This is a genomic window from Albidovulum sediminicola (assembly GCF_025751575.1).
In the GTDB taxonomy this organism is placed as follows: domain Bacteria; phylum Pseudomonadota; class Alphaproteobacteria; order Rhodobacterales; family Rhodobacteraceae; genus Albidovulum; species Albidovulum sediminicola.
Genome location: NZ_JAOWLA010000001.1, coordinates 249959 through 270313 on the forward strand (window position 1 = coordinate 249959; position 20355 = coordinate 270313).

Below are 20355 nucleotides of genomic sequence, written 5' to 3' on the forward strand. Positions count from 1 at the left end.
TGGCGGTCCCGCCTGCCCGCTGCGGCCCCTAGCGCATCACGAAGGGGTCGGGGATCGGGTCATCGGAGGTCCGCAGCCAGACCGTCTTGACCGAAGTGTAGTCAAGCGCAGCGGCCAGCCCCCCCTCGCGCCCGTGGCCGGACAGCCCGTGGCCGCCGAAGGGCGCGATGGGCGAGACCGCCCGGTAGGTGTTCACCCAGACGATCCCCGCGCGAATCCCCCGGATCATGCGGTGGGCGCGGGTCAGGCTGCGGGTGAAGACGCCGGAGGCCAGCCCGTAGGCCGTGCCGTTCGCGATCACCAGCGCCTCGTCCTCGGTGTCGAAGGCGGTGACGGCCAGGACGGGGCCGAAGGCCTCTTCGTGCAGGCAGGGTGCGTCGGGCGCCTCGGTGCAATCGAGGATCGTCGGCGGGTAGTAGAAGCCCGGTCTGTCGGGCGTTTGGCCGCCGGTGACAAGGCGCGCGCCGGCGCGGACAGAGGCATCGACCAGCGCCTGGATGCGGTCCCGCTGGCGCCGGGTGCAGAGCGGGCCGACCTCGGTCTCCATCCGGTCGGGCGCGCCGATGGCGACGGCTTCGGCCTTGGCTTTCAGGCGTGTCAGCATGGCCTCCTTGACGGTCCGCTGCACGATGTGGCGCGACCCTGCGACACAGCTTTGCCCGGTTGCGGCAAAGATCCCCGCGACCTGCGCGTTGGCGGCGGAGTCGAGGTCGGCGTCCTCGAAGACGATGAAGGGGGACTTGCCGCCGAGTTCCAGCGAGATGCTCGCCAGGTTCTCGGCGCTGGCGCGCACGATATGGCGGGCGGTTTCGGGGCCGCCGGTGAAGGCGATGTGGTCAACCGCGGGATGGGTGCTCAGCGCTCGCCCGGCCTCTGGCCCGCCGGTCAGGATATTGACCACGCCGGGCGGAAAGCCCGCCTCATGCACGAGGCGCGCGAATTCCAGCAAGGGAGCGGGGCCGTCCTCGCTGGCCTTCAGCACGACGGTGCAGCCCGCCGCGAGCGCCGGGCCAAGCTTGACGGCAGAGAGGAAGAGCTGGGAGTTCCAGGGCACGATCGCGGCGACCACGCCCACGGGTTCCCGCCGCAGCCAGACCTCCATGTCGGGCTTGTCGATCGGCAGATGCGCGCCCTCGATCTTGTCGGCCAGGCCTGCGTAGTAGCGGTAGTAATCGGCGACATAGGCGATCTGCGCCGAGGTCTCGCGGATGATCTTGCCGGTGTCGCGGGTTTCAAGCGCGGCAAGCCGTGGCGCGGCGGCCTGCACGAGGTCGGCCAGCCGCATCAGGAGCTTGCCGCGCTGGGTGGCGCTCAGCCCGGCCCAGTCGCGGCCCAGAAATGCCCGGCGGGCCGCCTCCACCGCGCGGCCGACATCTGCGGCCGAGGCGTCCGGCATCTCTGCCCAGGGCGCGCCGGTCGCGGGGTCGAGGCTTTGAAACCACGCGTCGCCGTCTTCGAAGCGGCCGTCGATATAGTGCTGGAAGCGGTCCATCATGTCCCTCAGGCGAAGGCTGGCATCACGTCGCGGATGAAACGCTCAAGCGAAGCTTTCTTGCGCTCGAAGCTCATGCCGCTGTCGATCCAGAACGAGAACTCATCATAACCCATCGCCTCGTAGGACTTGATGCGCTCGATCACTTCGGGGGCTTCGCCGACGATCTGGTTCTTGCGCATCGCTTCGGCGGAATAGAACGGATGGGCCGCGATCTCTTCCTCGGTCAGGGTCTGGATCAGGCCCTGGTGGATCGGTCGCTCGTTCTTGAACCAGGCGCCGAAGTAGCAATAGAAGCGGTTCATCTCATCCGCGCCGCGCTGGGCGTCGGCTTCGCTGTCGGCGACATAGGTGTGGCGCAGGACCATGATCTTGGGGCGCGGCTGCTCGGGGAACTTTTCGCAGGCGGCGTTGAAACGGTCCATCAGCGACTGCACCTCCTCATCTCCCAGGTGCAGCGGCGTCACCTGCACGTTACAGCCCTGCGAAACCGCGAATTCGTGGCTGTTGGGATCGCGCGCGGCAACCCAGAGCGGCGGATGCGGCTCTTGCACCGGCAGCGGCGCCGAGGTGGTCGAGGGGAACTGCCAGTGCTCACCCTGGTGTTCGTAGTCGCCCTCCCAGAGCTTCTTCACCGCCGGGACAAGCTCGCGCATCTTCTGGCCGGCGGTCCAGGCATCCAGCCCCGGCGACATGCGTTCGTATTCGAAGCTGTAGGCGCCCCGCGCGATGCCGAGGTCAAGCCGCCCGCCGGTGATGATGTCGGCCATCGCCGCCTCGCCGGCAAGCCGGATCGGGTGCCAGAAGGGCGCGATCACGGTGCCGGTGCCAAGACGCACGTTGCGGGTCCGGTGCGCGAGGTCCACGAGGTTCAGGAACGGGTTCGGCGCGATGGTGAAGTTCATGCCGTGATGTTCGCCGGTCCAGATGGCGTGCATCCCACCCTCGTCGGCAATCTGGCAGAGCGCGATCATCTCGTCATAGAGGCGCTTCTGGTCCTCGTCGGCCGAAACGCGTTCCATGTGGATGAAAAGAGAGAATTTCATTGGTGTTACCTTTCCCCGGCCCGGGTCACGCGACCCCGCTCGTGTGTTCCGAAATAGATGCCGTAGTTGCCTAGCCGCGCTTCGCCCGCCAACCGTTCAAGCATGACGCGCATGGCCGGGTCGGTCACATCCGCGACGCCATCCGGTGACAGATCGACGAAGGCGCCCTTGCGCGGCTTGTCGCGGCTGGCGGCGCATCGGAACGCGATATGCTGCTTGGCGTTCGAGACATCTTCGTAGACGGCGTAGATCGAGCCGGGCTCAGCCGTGATCCCGGTGTCGGCGATGAGCTTTTCGAGCGCGGTCTGCAACCCCTCGCGCCCGACGCGCGCGGTGGGCAGCGATGCCCCGCCATGCCCGTCGTCGACCAGCAGCAGCTGGCCGTCCGCCTCAAGAATGACGGAGATCTGGACATCGGGGCCGGTCGGCAGCTGCGCCGCGGTCTTCGCCGGGGTCACATAGGCGCCCCGGTAGTAGCCAAGGCCCGGCGCCTGGGTCGCCTCGAAGGCGCCGACGCGGCCGATCAGGATCGTGTGGTCGCCCGCGGGCACCAGCTTTTCCACGGTGCAGTCGAACCAGGCCGAAACCCCGGCGATCACCGGGGCGCCCACCGGACCGCGGCGCCAGTAGACGCTGGCAAAGCGATCCTCGACAGGGCGCGCGAAGGTGGTCGAGATGTCCTTCTGCTCCTCGGACAGGATATTGACCGCGAAGCTCGACGCTGCCGCAAAGGCCGCGTGGCTTTTCGAGCTGTTGGCCATCGACACCAGCAGGAGCGGCGGGTCGAGCGAGACGGACGTGAAGGAATTGGCCGTGAACCCCAGGGGCTTGCCCTCCGCGTCCATCGTGGTGACGACCGTAACGCCGGTCATGAAGCAGCCGAAGGCGTCGCGCAGGGCGCGCGGGTTGACGGCGGGCTCTTCGGTGCTCATCACAGGGTCTCCGTTGTGGACAGCCAGCGTTGCAGTTCGGCGGTGACGGCCTCGGGCGCGGTCAGGTTGACCATGTGCCGGTGGCCCGGGATCACGACGGCGCGGCCTTGCGCCGCCATCGCCGCCATGGCCTGCGACATCTCCGGCGTCGAGTTCGGGTCGCCATCGCCCGTCAGTGCCAGAAGTGGGCAGGCGATGTCGCCCAGACGGTCGGCATAGTCCGCGTCGCCCTCGGCGAAGGCGCGATAGGCAGAAGCGTAGCCGTCCTGCTTGACGCAGGAAAGCCACCCGGCGACGCGGTCGCGCACGGCCTCTTCGTCCGCATTGAACCAGCGGGCCAGCGGCGCCTCGATGCTGCCCTTGCCGGCGGCGATGTCGTCCGCCCGCGCCAGAACTGCGGCCCGCGCCTCGGGCGTGCGCCGATAGACGCCGTTCACCAGCGCCACGCGCCGCACCAGGTCGGGGCGCGTCACGGCAAGGCCCGCCGCGATCAGTGAGCCCATGGAGTGGCCCGCGACGCTGACCGGGCCCAGGTCCAGCGCCTCGATCACTCGGGCCGCCCAGGCGACGTAGTCGGGCAGGCGGGCGCCCTCTGCCAGGGGGCTGCTGTCGCCGTGGCCGGGCATGTCCACCGCGATCACATGCGCGTCGAGCCCCATCTGGGGGCCCCAGGCCTCGGCCCTCAGGCCGACGCCATGGATCAGCAGAAGCGGCTCGCCCGCCCCGGCCTCAAGCACCCGGGCGGTGCCGCCGTCAGACAGCCGCAGGGTTCTTGACGTCATGACCAAGGTCCTTCAGGTCCTGGTAGCGGTCGCCGATCCGGTGATGCGGCCGACCGCCGATCGAGGCGCCAAGCGCCACCACGATCTCATCGGCCGCCGGGGCGTCGGGGATCGCGAACTGGATCGTCAGGTAGTGGGAGCGGCGGCCCTCGTCGTTCTTGTCCATCAGCGGGATCATGATCGGACAGTTCGCTGGGCCACGGGTATTGGTGAAGGCCAGGTAGGTCTTGGCGCCCACGGCGGTGCGGTAATGGTTGCCGAAGCGCAGGGTGTGGATCAGCGCGCTGGCGTGCTCGACCTCGCCATTCAAGCCCACGACGGCGGCCTTGCCGTAGCCCTCGACCTTGTCGCCGCCACCGGCCGCGTCGATGATCATCTCGGTCAGGAGTGCACCGAGACCCGGCGCGACGTCGTGGATCTGGGGCTTCAGGTCCTCGACAAAGCCCTGACCGGCCCAGGGATTGCGGATCACCGCTGCGGCGGCGATGAACTTGAGCGGCGTCGGGGCGGCCTTTCCGCCTTCGATCAGCGTCGTCTCGATGTTGAGCATGGTCTTGCGAATGAGCGCGGGCATGGCGGCCTCCTTGGGTGATTCCTTGAGTTGTATGTTGGTATACCATCAGTCCATATGTCAATATGATCTTGCAGGACTTCGCGCAACCACATACAATGGAATCATGAACGATACCCCCGACGACCTCCGGATCGACCAGCCCCCCGCCACCTTGCGCGCGATGACGGTTGAGCGTCTGCGCGGCGCCATCATCTCGGGCCGATTCCGTGGCGGCGAACGCCTGGTGGAGCGGACGCTTTGCGACCAGCTTGGCGTGTCGCGCTCCGTCGTGCGCGAGGCGATCCGGTTTCTTGAGGCCGAAGGCCTCGTTGAGACGCAGGCCCGCAGCGGGCCGGTCGTGGCCAAGCTGGACTGGGCGCGCGCGCATCAGATCTACGAGATCCGGCGCCTGTTGGAGGCGGAGGCGGCCTCTGCCTGCGCCCGTGTCGCCGATGCGCGGATCAAGGAAGATCTCCGCCAGGCGCTGGCGGACCTGGAGGTTGCCTTCGAGGAGGCCACGCCGATCCGGGTCTATGAGGCCACGACGCGCTTTTACGAAACCATCTTCCTTTCCGCAGGTCAGGACATCTCCTGGGAAGTCGTCCAGCGCCTTAACAGCCGGATCTCCCGGTTGCGGGCGCTGACGCTGGCGACAAAGGACCGCCACACTTCGGGCCCGGCGCATATGGCAAGCATCTGCCAGGCGATCTGCGAAAACGACCCCGCCGCCGCCGCGCTGGCGGTCCGAGAGCACCTGACGGAGGCGTCGGAGATCGCGCGCCGCCTGCTGGAGGCCGAGGAATGAGCGCCTATTGGATCGCTCATGTCACCGTGACAGACCCCGACGCCTACGCGGACTACCGGCAGGCCGCTGCAGGTGTGTTCGAGCGGCACGGCGGTCGGTTCCTGGCGCGGGGCGGCGACAGCGCGCATCTTGAGGGCCAGGACTTCGCCCGCCATGTGGTGATCGAGTTCCCGACCCTCGATGCCGCCCGGGCCTGCTATGACTCCCCGGAATACGCCGCCGCACGGTCGCGGCGGCAGGGCGCCTGCCTGACCCAGATCGTGATCGTGGACGGCATCTGACCGCTAGGTCGCCCCGACGCTCTACTCCGCCGGTTGGCGCGGCGTCAGCGGAGCGCCGACCAGACGGATGCCGTGCCGCGCGCAGACCTCGGCCAGATGCGCCTTCATTTCCGGCGTCGGATGACCGGCGGGCGGCAACCCCGGCCCGCTCGCAGGGCGCGAAGTTTCTCGCACCAGCGCCTCGAAATCGCCGGGCCGGGTGACGGTCAGCCACTTCGCGCCCTCGGGCGATTCGACGACATAGCTGTGCGGAACGCCCTTCGGCGCCATCAGGGTCTGACCGGCCGTGACCTCTTGCAGCGCGCCGTCCACCGAAAACAGGACCCGGCCCTCAAGCACATGGAAAACCTCGTCCTCGGTGTCATGGACATGCAGGGGCGGAGAATCCCCGTAGGGCGCCCAGTGGCGGATCACCGAGAGCCCGTCCGCGCCGGACGCGGCGGGAACCACGATGCGGACGCGCGTATTGAGGAACCAGAGCGCGGCTTCGGACGGGGTCATGGCGGTCTCCTTCCTGTCTGAGGTCGTGGACAGAAGGCTAGCGCGCAGGGTATCAATCTAGAAATCGAATGATCTTATGAGAGTCATTCACATGGTGAATTTCCGTACACTCGACCTGAACCTATTGCGCGTCTTCGTCGCGCTTGATGAGACGCAGAACGTCACGCGCGCGGCCCAGCAGCTTGGCCTCAGCCAGCCCGCCGTCAGCGCGGCTCTGGCACGGTTGCGGGACCATCTGGATGACCCGCTATTCGTCCGTGTGGGCAATGGCATGGCGCCGACGCCTCGCGCCGCGGCGGCCGCGCCGGCGATTGCCGATGCGCTCGTCCGACTGGAAACCGCGCTCGCCGCGACCGAGACCTTCGTGCCGGAAACTGCGGAGGCGACGTTTTCCCTGCGCGGGGCGGATTTCTTCTCGATGCGCCTGATCCCGTCCTTCGCCGCCGCGTTGGCGCAGGAGGCGCCGGGCATTACGATCCGCTTCCTTGACAGCGGACGGGGGGACCTGATCGACCTGCTCCAGACGGGGGAGATCGACATGGCCCTGGAACAGCCGACCGAGGTGCCGCCCTGGGTCGCGAGCGCGCTTCTTTTCCCCTCGCCATTCAAGATCGTCGCGGCGCCGGACAACCCGGCGATCCGCGAGGCCGGGGTCAGATCGGGCGATGTCCTGCCGCTGAAGATTTTCTGCGGCCTGCCGCATGCGCTGCGCTCCATCGACGGGACGACGACTGGGATGACCGACGCCGCGCTCGCGCGCCAGGGGCTCCGGCGCCGGGTCGCGCTGGTGGTGCCGCATTTCGACGCCGTGGTGCAGGCGGTCGCGCGCAGCAACATGATCGCCTCCGTCCCGGTGCAGATGATCGCGGAAGCGGCCTGGCCGAGGGAATTGATGGTGTTCGAGCCGCCGATCGACATCCCCGCGCCGCGGATGCAGCTTTACTGGCACAGCCGCTTCAACCGGGCCGCGGCGCATGTCTGGTTCCGGACCCGGCTTCTGGCAGAGGTTCACCGGCTTTGGGGCGGTGAGGAAGCCCCCGCCTGACCTTGTGATCGCAGCTGCCGAGTGCTCCCCTGAGCTGGCTATTCCGCCACGCAATCCGCGAAGTAGCGCGTCTGGCCGTCCTCGCCGACCTCCTGCACGAGGCCGTGGATGTCGGTCTCGAACCCGGGGCATTCGCGGGCGAAGGCGCGGTTGAAGCGCAGGTAGTCGACGATCTTGGCGTCAAAGACCTCGCCCGGGATCAGAAGCGGGATGCCCGGCGGGTAGGGCGTGACGAGGCTGGTGGTGATGCGCCCCTCCAGGTCGTCGATCGCGACCCGTTCGGTCTTGCGCCGCGCGATGTGCGAAAACGCCTCGGACGGGGTCATGGCGGGGCGGTGTTCGCCCAGATAGATCTCCGTCGAGAGCCGCGCGACGTCGTATTTGGCGTAAAGCGTGTGGACATGCTGGCAAAGGTCCTGCAAGCCCATCCGTTCATAGCGCGGCTGCTTGGCGCAGAACTCCGGCATCACCCGCCAGAGCGGCTGGTTGCGGTCGTAGTCGTCCTTGAACTGCTGAAGCGCGGCCAGAAGCGTGTTCCACCGGCCCTTGGTGATGCCGATCGTGAACATGATGAAGAAGCTGTAAAGCCCGGTCTTTTCCACCACGACGCCATGTTCGGTCAGGTATTTCGAGACGATCGAGGCCGGAATGCCGGTTTCATCAAAGCGCCCGTCGATGTTCAGGCCCTTGGTGATGATCGTGGCCTTGATCGGGTCCAGCATGTTGAAGCCGCGCGCCATGTCGCCGAAGCCGTGCCAGGCGTCCTCGCCCGAGCTTTCGACGCCCTCGCTGTCGGTCTTCTTCAACTCCCAGTCCTTGGCGCGCCCGACGCCCTCATCGGCCAGCGCGTCGGGTCCCCAGACCTGGAACCACCAGTCGTTGCCGAATTCCTCATCGACCTTGCGCATCGCCCGACGGAAATCGAGCGCCTCTTCCAGGCTTTCCTCGACCAGCGCGGTGCCGCCCGGAAGCTCCATCATCGCCGCAGCGACATCGCAGCTGGCGATGATCGAATACTGCGGGCTGGTGGAGGTGTGCATCAGGTAGGATTCGTTGAAGAGGTGCCGATCAAGCTTCGTCGCCTCGGAATCCTGGACGAGCACATGGCTCGCCTGGCTGATCCCGGCCAGGAGCTTGTGGACCGACTGGGTCGCGTAGGTGACCGAATGCTTCGTCCGGCCCCGCTTGCGGCCCATCGCGTGATAGCTGCCGTAGAACGGGTGGAAGGCGGCATGGGGCAGCCAGGCCTCGTCGAAATGCAGGTTCTCCGCGTAGCCGTCGAGCATCTCCTTGATGACCTCGGTGTTGTAAAGCACCCCATCATAGGTCGACTGCGTCAGTGTCATGATCCGCGGCCGGACCGCGTCGGCGTCCACCCCGGCCAGCAGCGGGTTCGCGCGGATCTTGGCGCGGATCGACTCCGGCTCGAACTCCGACCGGGGGATCGGGCCGATGATGCCCCAGTGGTTGCGGGTCGGCCGCAGGAACACCGGAACCGCGCCGGTCATGATGATCGAGTGCAGGATCGACTTGTGGCAGTTGCGGTCCACGATCACCACGTCGCCCGGTGCCACCGTGTGGTGCCAGACCATCTTGTTGGAGGTCGAGGTGCCGTTGGTGACAAAGAAGCAGTGATCGGCGTTGAAGATCCGCGCGGCGTTGCGTTCCGAGGCGCCGATGGCGCCGTTGTGGTCCAGAAGCTGGCCCAGTTCCTCCACCGCGTTGCAGACATCGGCCCGCAGCATGTTTTCGCCGTAGAACTGGTGATACATCTGCCCGATCGGGCTTTTCAGGAAGGCGACGCCCCCCGAATGCCCCGGACAATGCCAGGAATAGGACCCGTCCTCGGCGTAATCCAGAAGCGCCTTGAAGAACGGGGGCTGGATGCCTTCGAGGTAGCTTTTCGCCTCGCGGATGATGTGGCGGGCGACGAATTCCGGCGTGTCCTCGAACATGTGGATGAAGCCGTGCAACTCCCTCAGGATATCGTTCGGGAGGTGGCGGGAGGTCTTGGTTTCCCCATAGACATAGATCGGCACGTCGGCGTTCTTGCGCCGCACTTCCTCGATGAAGGCGCGCAGGTTGACGACCACCGGATCGATGTCGGGGCCGACGGTGAACTCCTCATCGTCGATCGACAGGACAAAGGCAGAGGCGCGGCTTTGCTGCTGGGCGAACTGCGACAGGTCGCCGTAGCTGGTGACGCCGAGCACCTCGAAGCCCTCTTTCTCGATGGCCTCCGCCAGCGCGCGGATGCCCAGGCCCGAGGTGTTCTCGGATCGGAAATCCTCGTCGATGATGACGATCGGGAAACGGAACTTCATGGACCTCTCCTCGGGGCGGGCATTGGGGCAGGCATTGCGGGGCAGGCATTGCGGGGCGGGCGTTTGAGGTTCATCCGTTCTTCCCTTCCCTGCCTGCAACGTCAAGCCCCGCATCCTTGCCGCGGGGGTGCTTCGGCGGATCAAGGCTTGGCTTGCCGGGCCCATCTGTGTATGCAGCCGCGCAGCGAACACGGACCCGGGTGTGACCCCCGGGTGGCTCTTCCGGCCGCCGATCCGCCGGACAACCCCTGTCGAGAGCGACGGACATTGCGACGTGCGGCCCTGCCGGCCGGAACGATCGGGAACGATTTGACATGATTTCACTCGACGCCTACCGGGCCCAGTGGTTCGGCAACATCCGCGGCGACCTCATGGCGGGCCTCGTCGTCGCGCTGGCCCTGATCCCGGAGGCCATCGCCTTTTCGATCATCGCGGGGGTGGACCCGAAGGTAGGGCTTTACGCGAGTTTCTCCATCGCCGTCCTGATCTCCTTCACCGGCGGCCGGCCCGGAATGATTTCCGCCGCGACGGCGGCGACGGCGGTCCTGATGGTGACGCTGGTGCGCGATCACGGGCTGCAATACCTGATGGCCGCAACGGTGCTGGCCGGGCTGATCCAGATCGGCGCGGGGATCCTGAAGCTCGGCTTCGTCATGCGCTACGTCTCGAAATCGGTGATGACCGGCTTCGTGAACGCGCTCGCCATCCTGATCTTCATGGCGCAACTGCCGGAGCTTGACCCCACGCGGGTCACCTGGCTGACCTATGTGCTGGTCGCGGCGGGGCTGGCGATCATCTACCTTTTCCCGCTTCTGACGCGCGCGATCCCCTCGCCGCTCGTCAACATCGTGGTCCTGACCGCGCTGACCATGGCCTTCGGCTGGGACGTGCGCACGGTCGGCGACATGGGCGAACTGCCCGACGCGCTGCCGGTTTTCCTCGTGCCGCAGATCCCCCTGACGCTTGAGACGCTGCGGATCATCCTGCCCTATTCCTTCGCGGTCGCGGTGGTGGGACTTCTCGAAAGCCTGATGACGCAGAACATCGTCGATGACCTGACCGACACGAAGTCGAACCGCAGCCAGGAATGCATCGGCCAGGGCATTGCCAACACCGCCACCGGCTTCATCGGCGGCATGGCCGGCTGCGCGATGATCGGGCAGAGCATCATCAACGTGAAATCCGGCGGCCGCGGGCGGCTTTCGGCCTTCACCGCCGGAACCGTGCTGCTGATCCTCGTGGTCTTCCTGGGCGACTGGGTCGGGCGCATGCCGATGCCGGCGCTGGTGGCGATCATGATCATGGTGTCGATCGGCACCTTTTCCTGGTCCTCGATCAAGAACCTCCGGACGCATCCCCGCTCCTCCTCGATCGTGATGATCGCGACGGTCGTGGCGGTGATCTATACCCACAACCTTGCCATCGGGGTGCTGTTGGGTGTGCTCCTGTCCGGCATCTTCTTCGCCGCCAAGATCGCGCAGCTCTTTCAGGTCAGTTCCACCATCTCCCGCGACGGGCGCGAGCGGGTTTATGTGGTCGAGGGGCAAATGTTCTACGGCTCGGTCGAGGATTTCATGAACGCCTTCGACTTCCGCGAGGCGCTGGACCGCGTGGTGATCGATGTCAGCCGCGCCCATATCTGGGACATCTCCTCGGTCCAGGCGCTTGACATGGCGGTCCTGAAATTCCGCCGCGACGGCGCCGAGGTCGAGATCGTCGGGATGAACGCGGCCTCGGAAACCATTGTCGACCGGCTGGCGATTCACGACAAGCCGGGCGCGGCAGACAAGCTCATGGCGCATTGAGGAGGGCGGACGGATGACCGAACAATCGCAGAAGATCGTCGCCCTCGTGGATGGCTCGCTCTATTCGGCCAGCGTCTGCGATCACGCGGCCTGGGTGGCGTTGCGCACCGGCGCTCCGGTGGAGCTGATCCACGTTCTGGGCCGACGCGAGGCCGCCGACACCCACGACCATTCCGGGGCGATCCGGCTTGGTGCGCGCTCGGCGCTGCTGGAGGAACTGGCGGCGCTGGACGCGCAGCGCGCGAAGCTTGTCAGCCACCGCGGCCGCGCGATCCTTGAGGACGCGCAGGCGATCCTCGACAGGGCGGGCGTCCCCGACAGCGCCACGCGCCTGCGCCACGGCGACATCGTCGAGGCCGTGGCCGAGCTTGAGGGCGACGCGCGCGTGATCATGATCGGCAAGCGCGGCGAGGCCGCGGACTTCGCCAAGGGCCATCTTGGCTCGAACCTCGAACGGATCGTGCGCGCCAGCCACAAGCCGGTCTTTGTCGCGGCCCGTGCCTTCCGGCCGATCGCGAAGGTGCTTGTCGCCTATGACGGCGGCGTCTCTGCGATGAAGGCGGTGGACCATATCGCCCGTAGCCCGCTGTTCCAGGGGCTGGCGATCCATGTCGTGACCGTGGGCGCCGCGACGGCGGAGGCGAAGAAGGGGCTGGAGGACGCCGAGGCCATGCTGCGGGCGGCGGGGATCGAGGCGGAGACATCGATCCTGCCCGGACAGCCCGAAACCGCGCTTGCCACGCTGGTCGAGGAGGCCGGCTTCGACATGTTGGTGATGGGCGCCTACGGCCATTCGCGCATCCGCAGCCTGATCATCGGATCGACGACGACGGCGATGATCCGGTCCTGCAAGGTGCCGGTCCTGCTGATGCGCTGACCGTGCGGCGGGAACGAGCCGCAGGGTGACGGGCCCGCTCAGTGGAAATCGCGGCTGGGGAACAGCTGCTTGGCCTGTTCGCGGGGGTGACGCGCGCGGGCGGGGGTTCTGAGCGCGGGGCGCGCCGGTCGGGGGGCGTCGTCGGCCTGGGGCTGGGTGATGCCCACCGCCTCGTCCATCGGATGGCCAAGCTCTGACAGGCGCTGCGACAGATCCTCGATCCGGTCGGCGATCAGGTGGACGACGATGCCCTCACGCTCCAGCCGGCCGCTGACGCGCAGAAGCCGCCCGCCCATCACTGCCCGGCGGAATCGCTCGTAGACCTTGGGCCAGACGACGACGTTCGCCACGCCCGTCTCATCCTCCAGCGTCAGGAAGATCACGCCCGAGGCGGTGCCGGGGCGCTGGCGGGTGATGACCAGCCCGCAGACCGACAGCGCCCGGGGCGGCGCGGTGGCCAGTTCCACATGCGGGGTCAGGCTGGGGAGGGAGGTGCGCAGAAGCTCCATCGGGTGGGCGCGCAGCGACAGGCGGAGCGCCACGTAATCCTCCACCACCTCCTCGCCCAGGTGCATGGCGGGCAGATCGACCTGCGGTTCACGCAAGCCCTCGCCGTCAATCGGATCGGCAAAGAGCGGCAGGGGCGCGGGCGCCCGGATCGCGCGGACCTGCCAAAGCGCGTCGCGCCGGGTCAGGCCCATGCCGGAAAAGGCGTCGGCCTCCGCCAGCCGCTCCAGCACGGCGGGCGACACGCCCGCGCGTAGCCACAGGCTTTCGGGGTCGGGAAAACCGTTGCCGCGCGCCGCCACGATCCAGCGCGCGTCGTCTTCCCTCAGCCCCCGGATCTGGCGGAAGCCCAGCCTCAGCGCCAGCGCCCCGTCGGGGCGGCGTTCCAGCCGGTTGTCCCAGTCGCTGCGGTTGACGCAGACCGGGCGCAGCTCGATCCCGTGTTCGCGCGCGTCCCGCACGATCTGCGCGGGGGCGTAGAAGCCCATCGGCTGTGAATTCAGGAGCGCACAGGCGAAGACCGCCGGGTGGTGCCGCTTCAGCCAGGAGGAGACATAGGTCAGCATCGCGAAGGCCGCGGCATGGCTTTCGGGAAAGCCATAGTCGGCGAAGCCCTCGATCTGGGCAAAGCAGCGTTCGGCGAACTCGGGCGTGTAGCCGTTGGCCAGCATCCCGGCGATGAACTTGTCGCGGAAGGTGCCGATCGTGCCCATGCGCCGGAAAGACGCCAGCGAGCGGCGCAGGCGGTCGGCCTCTTCGGCGGTGAAGCCCGCGGCGACCACGGCGATCTGCATCGCCTGTTCCTGGAAAAGCGGCACGCCCAGCGTCTTGCCCAACACCCCTTCCAGCGGTTTCGAGGGGAAGCTGACCGCCTCATACCCCTGACGGCGGCGGATATAGGGCTGCACCATGCCGCCCTGGATCGGGCCGGGCCGGACGATCGCGACCTCGATCACCAGGTCGTAGAATGTGCGCGGCCGCATCCGCGGCAGGAAGTTCATCTGCGCCCGGCTTTCGACCTGGAAGACGCCGACCGCGTCGGCCACGCACAGCATGTCGTAGGTCGCGCGGTCCTCCTGCGGGATCGTCGCGATGGAAAGCTCTGTCTTCTCGTGCGCGCGCAGGAGGTCGAAGGCCTTGCGGATGCAGGTCAGCATCCCCAGAGACAGCACATCGACCTTGAGGATCCCCAGCGCGTCGATGTCGTCCTTGTCCCATTCGATGACGGTGCGATCCTCCATCGCGGCGTTCTCGATCGGGCAAAGCTCGTCCAGGCGGCCGCGGGTGATGACGAAGCCGCCGACATGCTGCGACAGGTGGCGGGGGAAGCCGATGATCTCTCCGATCAGGCGGATGGTCTGGGCAAGCCTGCGGTCGGTCGGGTCGAGGCCCAGTTCGCGGATGCGCTCGGGGTCGGCGCCGCCGTTCGACATGCCCCAGATCTGGCCCGAAAGGCCCGCCGTCACGTCTTGCGACAGGCCCATGACCTTGCCCACCTCGCGGATCGCGGCGCGGGATCGGAAGTGGATCACGGTGGCGCAAAGCCCGGCGCGGTGGCGGCCGTATTTCTCATAGATCCACTGGATGACCTCTTCGCGCCGCTCATGCTCGAAATCCACGTCGATGTCGGGCGGCTCGCCCCGGTACTTCGAGACGAAGCGTTCGAAGACCATGCCGATCATGTCGGGCGACACGTCGGTGATGCCAAGCGCCCAGCACAGGATCGAGTTGGCCGCCGACCCGCGCCCCTGGCAGAGGATGCCGATCGAGCGGGCATAGGCCACGATGTCGTGAACCGTCAGGAAATAGGCGGCGAAGCCCAGGTCGCGGATCAGGCGCAGCTCCTTTTCCGCCAGCGCGTGGTAGCGGTCCGGGATACCGGTGGGGCAGCGCCGGGCCAGCCCCTCGGCCGCCAGCCGTTCCAGCCGCGCCTGCGGGGTCTCGCTGCCCGCAATCTCGTCGGGGTATTCGTAGCTGAGCTCGCCCAGGTCGAAGCTGCACCGCCCGGCGATCTCCTGCGTGCGGCGGATCGCGGCCAGGTGGTTGCGGTAAAGCCGCGCCATGTCCCCGGCCCCCTTCAGCCGCCGTTCGGCGTTGGGAAGCGCCCGCGTGCCGATCTGGTCGATGGTGCAGCCCTCGCGCAGGCAGGTCAGCACATCGGCCAGTTGCCGCCGCCCGGCGCGGTGCATCAGCACGTCGCCCACCGCCACCATCGGCGCCGAGACGCGCAAGGCCAGCGCCGCGCAGGCCGCGAACCAGGCCTGGTCGGAGCCGTCGTAGCGCGGCGCCGCGCCCAGGAAGACATGATCGGGATAGCGCCGCCGCATCGTCTCGATCGGGCGCGCGGCACGGGCCAGATCCGCGGCGGTCGGGGTGGGCGGCGGCAGGGCGATCAGGATCATGCCCCGGCATCCCTCCAGCAGGTCGGGAAGGGTCAGCAGGCACCCCCCCTTCTCCGCCCGTCGCTTGCCAAGGGTCAAAAGCCGACAGAGGCGCTGATAGGCGGGCCGGTCCGTGGGCAGCGCGATCCATTCGACCGGGCTGTCGGTCAGCACCAGCCGGCAGCCCACGATCAGGCGGGGCAGGCGAACCGCGCCGGGCCGGGCGATGTCCTGCGGCTGGCCGACCTCCTGGCGGGAACAGCTGTCGATGCGGTGCTGCGAGCGGATGCGCAGCGCCTCCTCGGCCTCGCGCCGCAACTCCTTCAGCGCGGACCAGGCCCGGACCACGCCCGCGAGCGAATTGCGGTCGGTAATCGCGATGGCCTCCAGCCCCAGTTCGGCGGCGCGCACGACCATCTCCTCCGGGTGGGAGGCGCCGGTGAGGAAGGTGAAGTTGGTGGTCACGCAAAGCTCGGCGTAGACGGGCAGGTTGTGGGGGCGCGCAGGGCTGTTTGGGGGGGCGGGCTTGCGGGTCATGCGAATTCCCCCTGTACGAACCAGCCGGGGGCCTGGGGAGTATGGAACAGCCAGAGCCGCCGCCCCTGCCGGGTCTGGACATGCCAGTAGTCGCGCACGCCGGTGCGCCAGCCTTCGTCCTCCAGCCACCATTCGGGGGCGATGCGTTCGGGGCCGGTCGCCCGCGCGGTCTCGAAGCTCATCCGGCGCCAGCGGAACCGCGCGGGCGGGCGGGGGCCGGTATCGGGACCGGTGCCCATCAGCGGCTCCGGGGAAAACAGGACCGGAGGGCGCGGGCGCAGCGTGACCCAGGCGCCTTCGGGGCGGGACCAGGCGGCGGGCGCGACCAGGAATCCGCGTTCGGGGATATGGCTGTCGGCGGGCAGAAAGCGGCGGATGTTCTCCAGCCCGATGCGCGTGCCGATGCGCGTGATCAGATCCTCCAGCCGGTCGCCGCCCGCGCCATTCCGGCTGGGAACCGCGCCAAGCTGCTCGGGGGCAAGCGGTTCGACCACCACCGCCTCAAGCCGCATCTGGTCGATGCCGTAACCGGCGTCCACCGCGCCGACCCCGCGTTCGAAAAGCGGCAGGATGCGGGCGGGGTCGCGCATGGCGCTGGCCAGGCGCAGTTCGACCTGCTGGCTGGCCTGATCGACCCGGCGCAGCGTCAGGCACAGGACCCGCGCGCCGGCCGCGTTTTCCTTCAGCCGGGCGCAGAGCCGTTCGATCAGCCGCGCGGTTCCCGCCATCACGTCCGCGACAAGGCCGATCGGCTCGGGCAGGGTCAGGCGCACGCCGTAATGGGGCGGATCGGTTTCGGGGGCGATCTGTTCGGGCCGGGTCCCCAGCGCCTGGTCGAGCCGCATCAGCACCTCGGGCCCGAAGCGCCGGGCCAGGGGCGCGCGCGGCGTGGCGGCAAGATCCGTGATGGTGCGCAGGCCCAGCCGTTCCAGCGCGGTGACGGTGTCGGGCGCCAGCCTGAGGGCCGCGACGGGCAGGCGGTCGAGCGCGGCGCCGTGGTCCTCGCCGAAGCGGGCAAAGGCCCAGGCCGCCCCGCGCGTGGCCCCCAGCCCCAGCCGCACCGTCAGCCCCGCGCGCGCCAGCCGCGCCGCCATGTCCCGCATCATCGCCGCCTCGCCGCCGAAAAGATGCGCCGAGCCGGTGATGTCGAGCACCAACCCGTCCTCCCCCTCGAACCCCACCCAGGGGGCATAGCGCGTGGCCCAGCGGCGCAGCATCGCCAGGAAGCGCGCGTCGCGGGCGGGCTCGGCCGGGGCGCTGTGCAGGTCGGGGCAGAAGGCGCGCGCGTCGGCGAAGGGCATGGCGCGGTGCAGGCCCATCGCCTCGGCCCGGGCGTTCAGGCAGTGGATCCGTTCGGTGTTGTTCTGGCGGATGGTCAGCGCGAAGGGCGCCTCAACCGGGCGCAGGCGCAGAACCCGGTCGCTCGCCAACCGGGGGAACCACATCGAGACGACGCGCCGCGTGATCCCATCGAACATCCCAGGTCCCCAATGTTCCCGATTTGTTCTTGATAAGCTCCCAGCGCATCAGAGTCGAGTCCGCCCCCGCCAGCGGCGCGCAATACCAGCGGGTTTCGGCGGCGTTGCTGCCCATGCCTTCCGGGATCAGGCAAAGCCCGGTCGTGTGGCCGGCCTTGGCCGCCAGTTGCAGCCGCCGCCCCTCGCGCAGGTCCAGCGCGGCGGTGGTCTCGATCACGACCAGGGGAATCGCGCCGTCTTTCAGCGCCTCTTCCGCGGTGGCCAGCGCGTCGGTCTGGGTTGCGACCGAGGCCCAGAGAAGCCGGTGCGGGTCGAAGAACGGGGCGAGGCCCAGCGGATTGAGCGTCTCGGCCCGCCAGGATTCGCGGATCCAGAGGATCGGGCCTGTGCCTTGCGCGCAGACCGCGGCGGCAAAGCCTGCCGCGCCGGGCCCGCAGGCTTCGTGGACGCGGCCCTTGCGCAACGGCGGGGGAAAGCGAGGGGCAAAGGACATGGCGGCTGACTATATCACGCCCGAGGCAAAATAAATCGCCATATCCCGTTGCCCCCGGGGGCACCCCCGCGCCGCGCCCAAGCGGTCAGACGTAGTAACGGTCGCGGAAAATGCGCTGCACCTCGCCCGCGCGGGTCAGGCCCCGCGCGGCGAGGTCCTCGTCGCTTGTGGCGTTCAGGCGGCGGATGGCTTCCATCCGCGGGCCGGCCTCGGCCAGCGCGACAAGAAAGATCCCGAACGTCCTGAACGGCGCGGCGGCGGCGCGAAGCAGGTCGAAAGGACGGTGAGTGGCGGCGATGCCGGCGGTGCGTTCCATTGGAAACCCCTTGTGTGTCCACAGGTTGTTTCCTCCCTGGCGCTAAGGGTGGGCGACAGGGCGCGGCAGGGCAAGCCCCCTGGGGCACAAAGCCGGTTTGCGCCACGCGAAACGCCCCGGCGGTTAGACTTCGGACAGGCGCCGCGCCTCTGCCAGAAGGGCGCGCAGGACCGGCGTGTGCGGTTCGCGGTAGGGCGCGACAAGACCCACAGCGTGATCGCGCTGGGCCCCCGCCAGGGGCACCGCGTGAAGCGGTTTGCCTGCCGTCAGGAAGGCCGCCATGTCGAACGGCAGGACCGTGACCCATCCGCCGCTCAGCACATTGGCGACCAGCACGACGGTGGAGTTCGATTCGATTCGCGCCTCGGGCGAGATCCCGGCCTCCTGGAAGTGCCGGTTGATGATACGGCGGTTCTGCATGTCGGGCGTCAGCAGGCAGAGCCGCTGGTCCGCAAGCTCTTCCCAACCCACGCTGTCCCGGCGCGCGAACGGAGAGGCGGCGTTGCACACCACCATGTAGCGTTCGTTGTAAAGCGGCTCGGTGCTGACCTTTCCGGTCGGCTCGTTGTCGAGGTAGGAGATGCCCGCGTCGATATCGAGGTTTTCGAGCATCGACAGGATCTCGATCGAGGTGCGCGACAGGATCGTGAAACGCACGTTCGGGTGCTTTTCCCCGAATCGGGTGGCCAGCCGGCTTGCCCAGGTCAGGGCCGTGGGGATCGCGGCGATGCGCAGCTGTCCCGACAGCCCGTCGCGGGAATAGCGCATCTCGTCGCGCAACTGGCGCGCGTCGCCGACGATCTGGCGCGCCCAGATCAGCGCGCGCTGTCCCTCGGGCGTTAGCCCGCCGAAGCGGGAACCGCGGAAGATCAGCTGTACCCCCAGCTGATCCTCAAGCTGCTTGATCCCGGTCGAGAGCGTGGGCTGCGCGATGCCGAGGCTGGCCGCCGCGCGGCCGAAATGGCCCTCCTTCGCGACGGCGAGGAACATTTCCAGCTTGTCGATCATGCCCGGCGCTCTCCCGTCGGCGATACGGTCGGGCCACGGTATCAGCCGGGACTCGTGAAGGACAAGGCCAAGCGGGATCTGTCGTTGCGGCGTTTAAGGGTGGCCTGACCTTTCCTGTAACGTTCGCCTCGCGCATGATGGCGCCGCAGGTACGGGGATGAGGGTGACGATGGACGGGAACGGAGTTGACTGGATCGGGGTTGACTGGGGCTCCACCCGTGTTCGCGCGACGGCGCTTGGGGCCGGGGGCGTTCTCGACCAGCGGGACGCCCCGAATACCGCCATGGCGGGGGCCGCGTCGCATGAAGCCCTCCTGCTGGATCTGGTCGGCGGCTGGCTGAGGCCCGGCGTCCAGATCCCGGTCCTTGCCTGCGGCATGGTCGGTTCCCGCCAGGGCTGGGTCGAGGTGCCCTACCGCAAGGTGCCCGCGGCGATGGACCTGGTCCAGGGCCTGTCCGCCGCGCCCGTCCAGGACCCGCGCCTGCGGCTCTGGATCGCTCCGGGCCTGTCGCAGGAAAGCCCCGCAGAGGTGATGCGCGGCGAGGAGACCCAGATCGCCGGGTTCCTGGCGGGCAATCCGGATTTCGACGGGGTCCTCTGCCTGCCGGGGACGCATAGCAAGTGGGTTCATATATCCGCGCGCGAGGTGGTGAGTTTCCGGACGGCCATGACGGGGGAGCTTTTCGCCCTTCTGTCCTCGCAATCGGTGCTGCGTCACAGTGTCGGCGGACCCGACGCGGGCACTGAGGCAGGCACCGATGCGGGCGCCTTCGTGGCAGCCCTGGGGCAGACGCTGTCCCGGCCCGAGCGGCTCGCGGCGGAGCTTTTCTCGATCCGCTCCGAAAGCCTGCTCCATGGCTTGGGTCCCGATGCGGCGCGCGCGCGGCTGTCGGGCCTTCTGATCGGGGCGGAGCTTGCGGCGATGCGCCCCTACTGGCTGGGACAACGCATCGCGGTCATCGGCGCGAACGGCCTTTCGCAGACCTATGTCCGCGCGCTTGCGGAGGTCGGCGTCACGGCTGAAACGGCGGATGGCGCGGCGATGGCCCTTGCCGGCCTGGTCGCGATCCGCAGCGGCCTCGCAGGGCAAGCCGTCTGACCCTTCTGCAAGGCGCGCGGCGGTTTCTTTCGACCGCCGGGCCGTTATTGCCCTTGACTTGGAATTTGACCGAGCGGTTAATTCGCAGGCGTC

The 20355-nt window shown here is 68.2% G+C and carries 18 protein-coding genes and 1 other annotated feature; of the genes, 6 read left to right on the top strand and 12 right to left on the bottom strand.

All coding sequences use genetic code 11. The annotated features are described in order from the left end of the window. Window positions 1-28 precede the first annotated feature (28 nt). The 5 genes from OE647_RS01270 to OE647_RS01290 are packed head-to-tail and all read right to left on the bottom strand — an operon-like array spanning window position 29 to window position 4826. The gene (locus OE647_RS01270; protein ID WP_263719770.1) at window positions 29-1492 is read right to left on the bottom strand and encodes an aldehyde dehydrogenase; all 1464 of its coding nucleotides are present in this window, start codon (window positions 1490-1492) and stop codon (window positions 29-31) included. 8 nt (window positions 1493-1500) lie between these two features. Further along, the gene (locus OE647_RS01275) at window positions 1501-2538 is read right to left on the bottom strand and encodes an LLM class flavin-dependent oxidoreductase (RefSeq protein WP_263719772.1); all 1038 of its coding nucleotides are present in this window, start codon (window positions 2536-2538) and stop codon (window positions 1501-1503) included. A 5-nt stretch (window positions 2539-2543) separates the two neighbouring features. Then, entirely contained in the window at window positions 2544-3470 is a 927-nt protein-coding gene (locus tag OE647_RS01280) for a flavin reductase family protein (protein ID WP_263719773.1), read from the bottom strand. Next, window positions 3470-4252, bottom strand: coding sequence for an alpha/beta fold hydrolase (locus tag OE647_RS01285; protein ID WP_263719774.1), 783 nt, complete (start codon window positions 4250-4252; stop codon window positions 3470-3472). The genes OE647_RS01280 and OE647_RS01285 overlap by 1 nt, the downstream gene beginning before the upstream one ends. Further along, window positions 4224-4826, bottom strand: a complete 603-nt coding sequence (locus OE647_RS01290; RefSeq protein WP_263719775.1) for an amino acid synthesis family protein — start codon at window positions 4824-4826, stop codon at window positions 4224-4226. The genes OE647_RS01285 and OE647_RS01290 overlap by 29 nt, the downstream gene beginning before the upstream one ends. A gap of 103 nt (window positions 4827-4929) precedes the next feature. On the opposite strand from OE647_RS01290, the gene OE647_RS01295 reads away from it, so the two are divergent. Next, on the top strand, window positions 4930-5610 hold the full coding sequence (locus OE647_RS01295) for a GntR family transcriptional regulator (protein ID WP_263719777.1): 681 nt from the start codon (window positions 4930-4932) through the stop codon (window positions 5608-5610). Further along, the gene (locus tag OE647_RS01300; protein ID WP_263719779.1) at window positions 5607-5891 is read left to right on the top strand and encodes a DUF1330 domain-containing protein; all 285 of its coding nucleotides are present in this window, start codon (window positions 5607-5609) and stop codon (window positions 5889-5891) included. The genes OE647_RS01295 and OE647_RS01300 overlap by 4 nt, the downstream gene beginning before the upstream one ends. A 21-nt stretch (window positions 5892-5912) precedes the next feature. Here OE647_RS01300 and OE647_RS01305 read toward each other — a convergent pair whose 3' ends face one another. Continuing rightward, window positions 5913-6392 (bottom strand): cupin domain-containing protein, encoded by a 480-nt coding sequence (locus tag OE647_RS01305; RefSeq protein WP_263719780.1) that lies wholly within the window; start codon window positions 6390-6392, stop codon window positions 5913-5915. 91 nt (window positions 6393-6483) lie between these two features. Here OE647_RS01305 and OE647_RS01310 point away from each other — a divergent pair, with 91 nt between their 5' ends. Then, window positions 6484-7437 (top strand): LysR family transcriptional regulator, encoded by a 954-nt coding sequence (locus tag OE647_RS01310; RefSeq protein WP_263719781.1) that lies wholly within the window; start codon window positions 6484-6486, stop codon window positions 7435-7437. Window positions 7438-7475: 38 nt separating this feature from the next. On the opposite strand, the gene OE647_RS01315 is transcribed toward OE647_RS01310, so the two are convergent. After that, window positions 7476-9761, bottom strand: a complete 2286-nt coding sequence (locus tag OE647_RS01315; RefSeq protein WP_263719782.1) for an arginine/lysine/ornithine decarboxylase — start codon at window positions 9759-9761, stop codon at window positions 7476-7478. A gap of 189 nt (window positions 9762-9950) precedes the next feature. Further along, window positions 9951-10008: a sequence feature (sul1 is cis-regulatory element that is thought to sense ions involved in sulfur or methionine metabolism; They are found in Alphaproteobacteria), on the top strand. A 67-nt stretch (window positions 10009-10075) separates the two neighbouring features. On the opposite strand from OE647_RS01315, the gene OE647_RS01320 reads away from it, so the two are divergent. Together OE647_RS01320 and OE647_RS01325 are read left to right on the top strand one after the other, a co-directional pair. After that, complete coding sequence (locus OE647_RS01320; protein WP_263719783.1) at window positions 10076-11566, top strand: SulP family inorganic anion transporter; 1491 nt, start codon at window positions 10076-10078, stop codon at window positions 11564-11566. A gap of 13 nt (window positions 11567-11579) precedes the next feature. Further along, the gene (locus OE647_RS01325) at window positions 11580-12443 is read left to right on the top strand and encodes a universal stress protein (RefSeq protein WP_263719784.1); all 864 of its coding nucleotides are present in this window, start codon (window positions 11580-11582) and stop codon (window positions 12441-12443) included. A 38-nt stretch (window positions 12444-12481) separates the two neighbouring features. On the opposite strand, the gene OE647_RS01330 is transcribed toward OE647_RS01325, so the two are convergent. The 5 genes from OE647_RS01330 to OE647_RS01350 form a co-directional block, all read right to left on the bottom strand. Then, on the bottom strand, window positions 12482-15868 hold the full coding sequence (locus tag OE647_RS01330) for an error-prone DNA polymerase (RefSeq protein WP_263719785.1): 3387 nt from the start codon (window positions 15866-15868) through the stop codon (window positions 12482-12484). Then, entirely contained in the window at window positions 15865-17346 is a 1482-nt protein-coding gene (locus OE647_RS01335; RefSeq protein WP_263719786.1) for a Y-family DNA polymerase, read from the bottom strand. The genes OE647_RS01330 and OE647_RS01335 overlap by 4 nt, the downstream gene beginning before the upstream one ends. Further along, the gene (locus tag OE647_RS01340) at window positions 17261-17839 is read right to left on the bottom strand and encodes an ImuA family protein (protein ID WP_263719787.1); all 579 of its coding nucleotides are present in this window, start codon (window positions 17837-17839) and stop codon (window positions 17261-17263) included. The genes OE647_RS01335 and OE647_RS01340 overlap by 86 nt, the downstream gene beginning before the upstream one ends. Window positions 17840-17924: 85 nt before the next feature. Further along, window positions 17925-18155: a DUF1127 domain-containing protein gene (locus OE647_RS01345; RefSeq protein WP_263719788.1), complete on the bottom strand. Its 231-nt coding sequence runs from the start codon at window positions 18153-18155 to the stop codon at window positions 17925-17927. Between the two features lie 123 nt (window positions 18156-18278). After that, window positions 18279-19163 carry a LysR family transcriptional regulator gene (locus tag OE647_RS01350; RefSeq protein WP_263719789.1) on the bottom strand — a complete coding sequence of 295 codons (885 nt, stop codon included), beginning with the start codon at window positions 19161-19163 and terminating at the stop codon, window positions 18279-18281. Between the two features lie 169 nt (window positions 19164-19332). Here OE647_RS01350 and OE647_RS01355 point away from each other — a divergent pair, with 169 nt between their 5' ends. Further along, complete coding sequence (locus OE647_RS01355) at window positions 19333-20262, top strand: 2-dehydro-3-deoxygalactonokinase (RefSeq protein WP_263719790.1); 930 nt, start codon at window positions 19333-19335, stop codon at window positions 20260-20262. Window positions 20263-20355 lie beyond the last annotated feature (93 nt).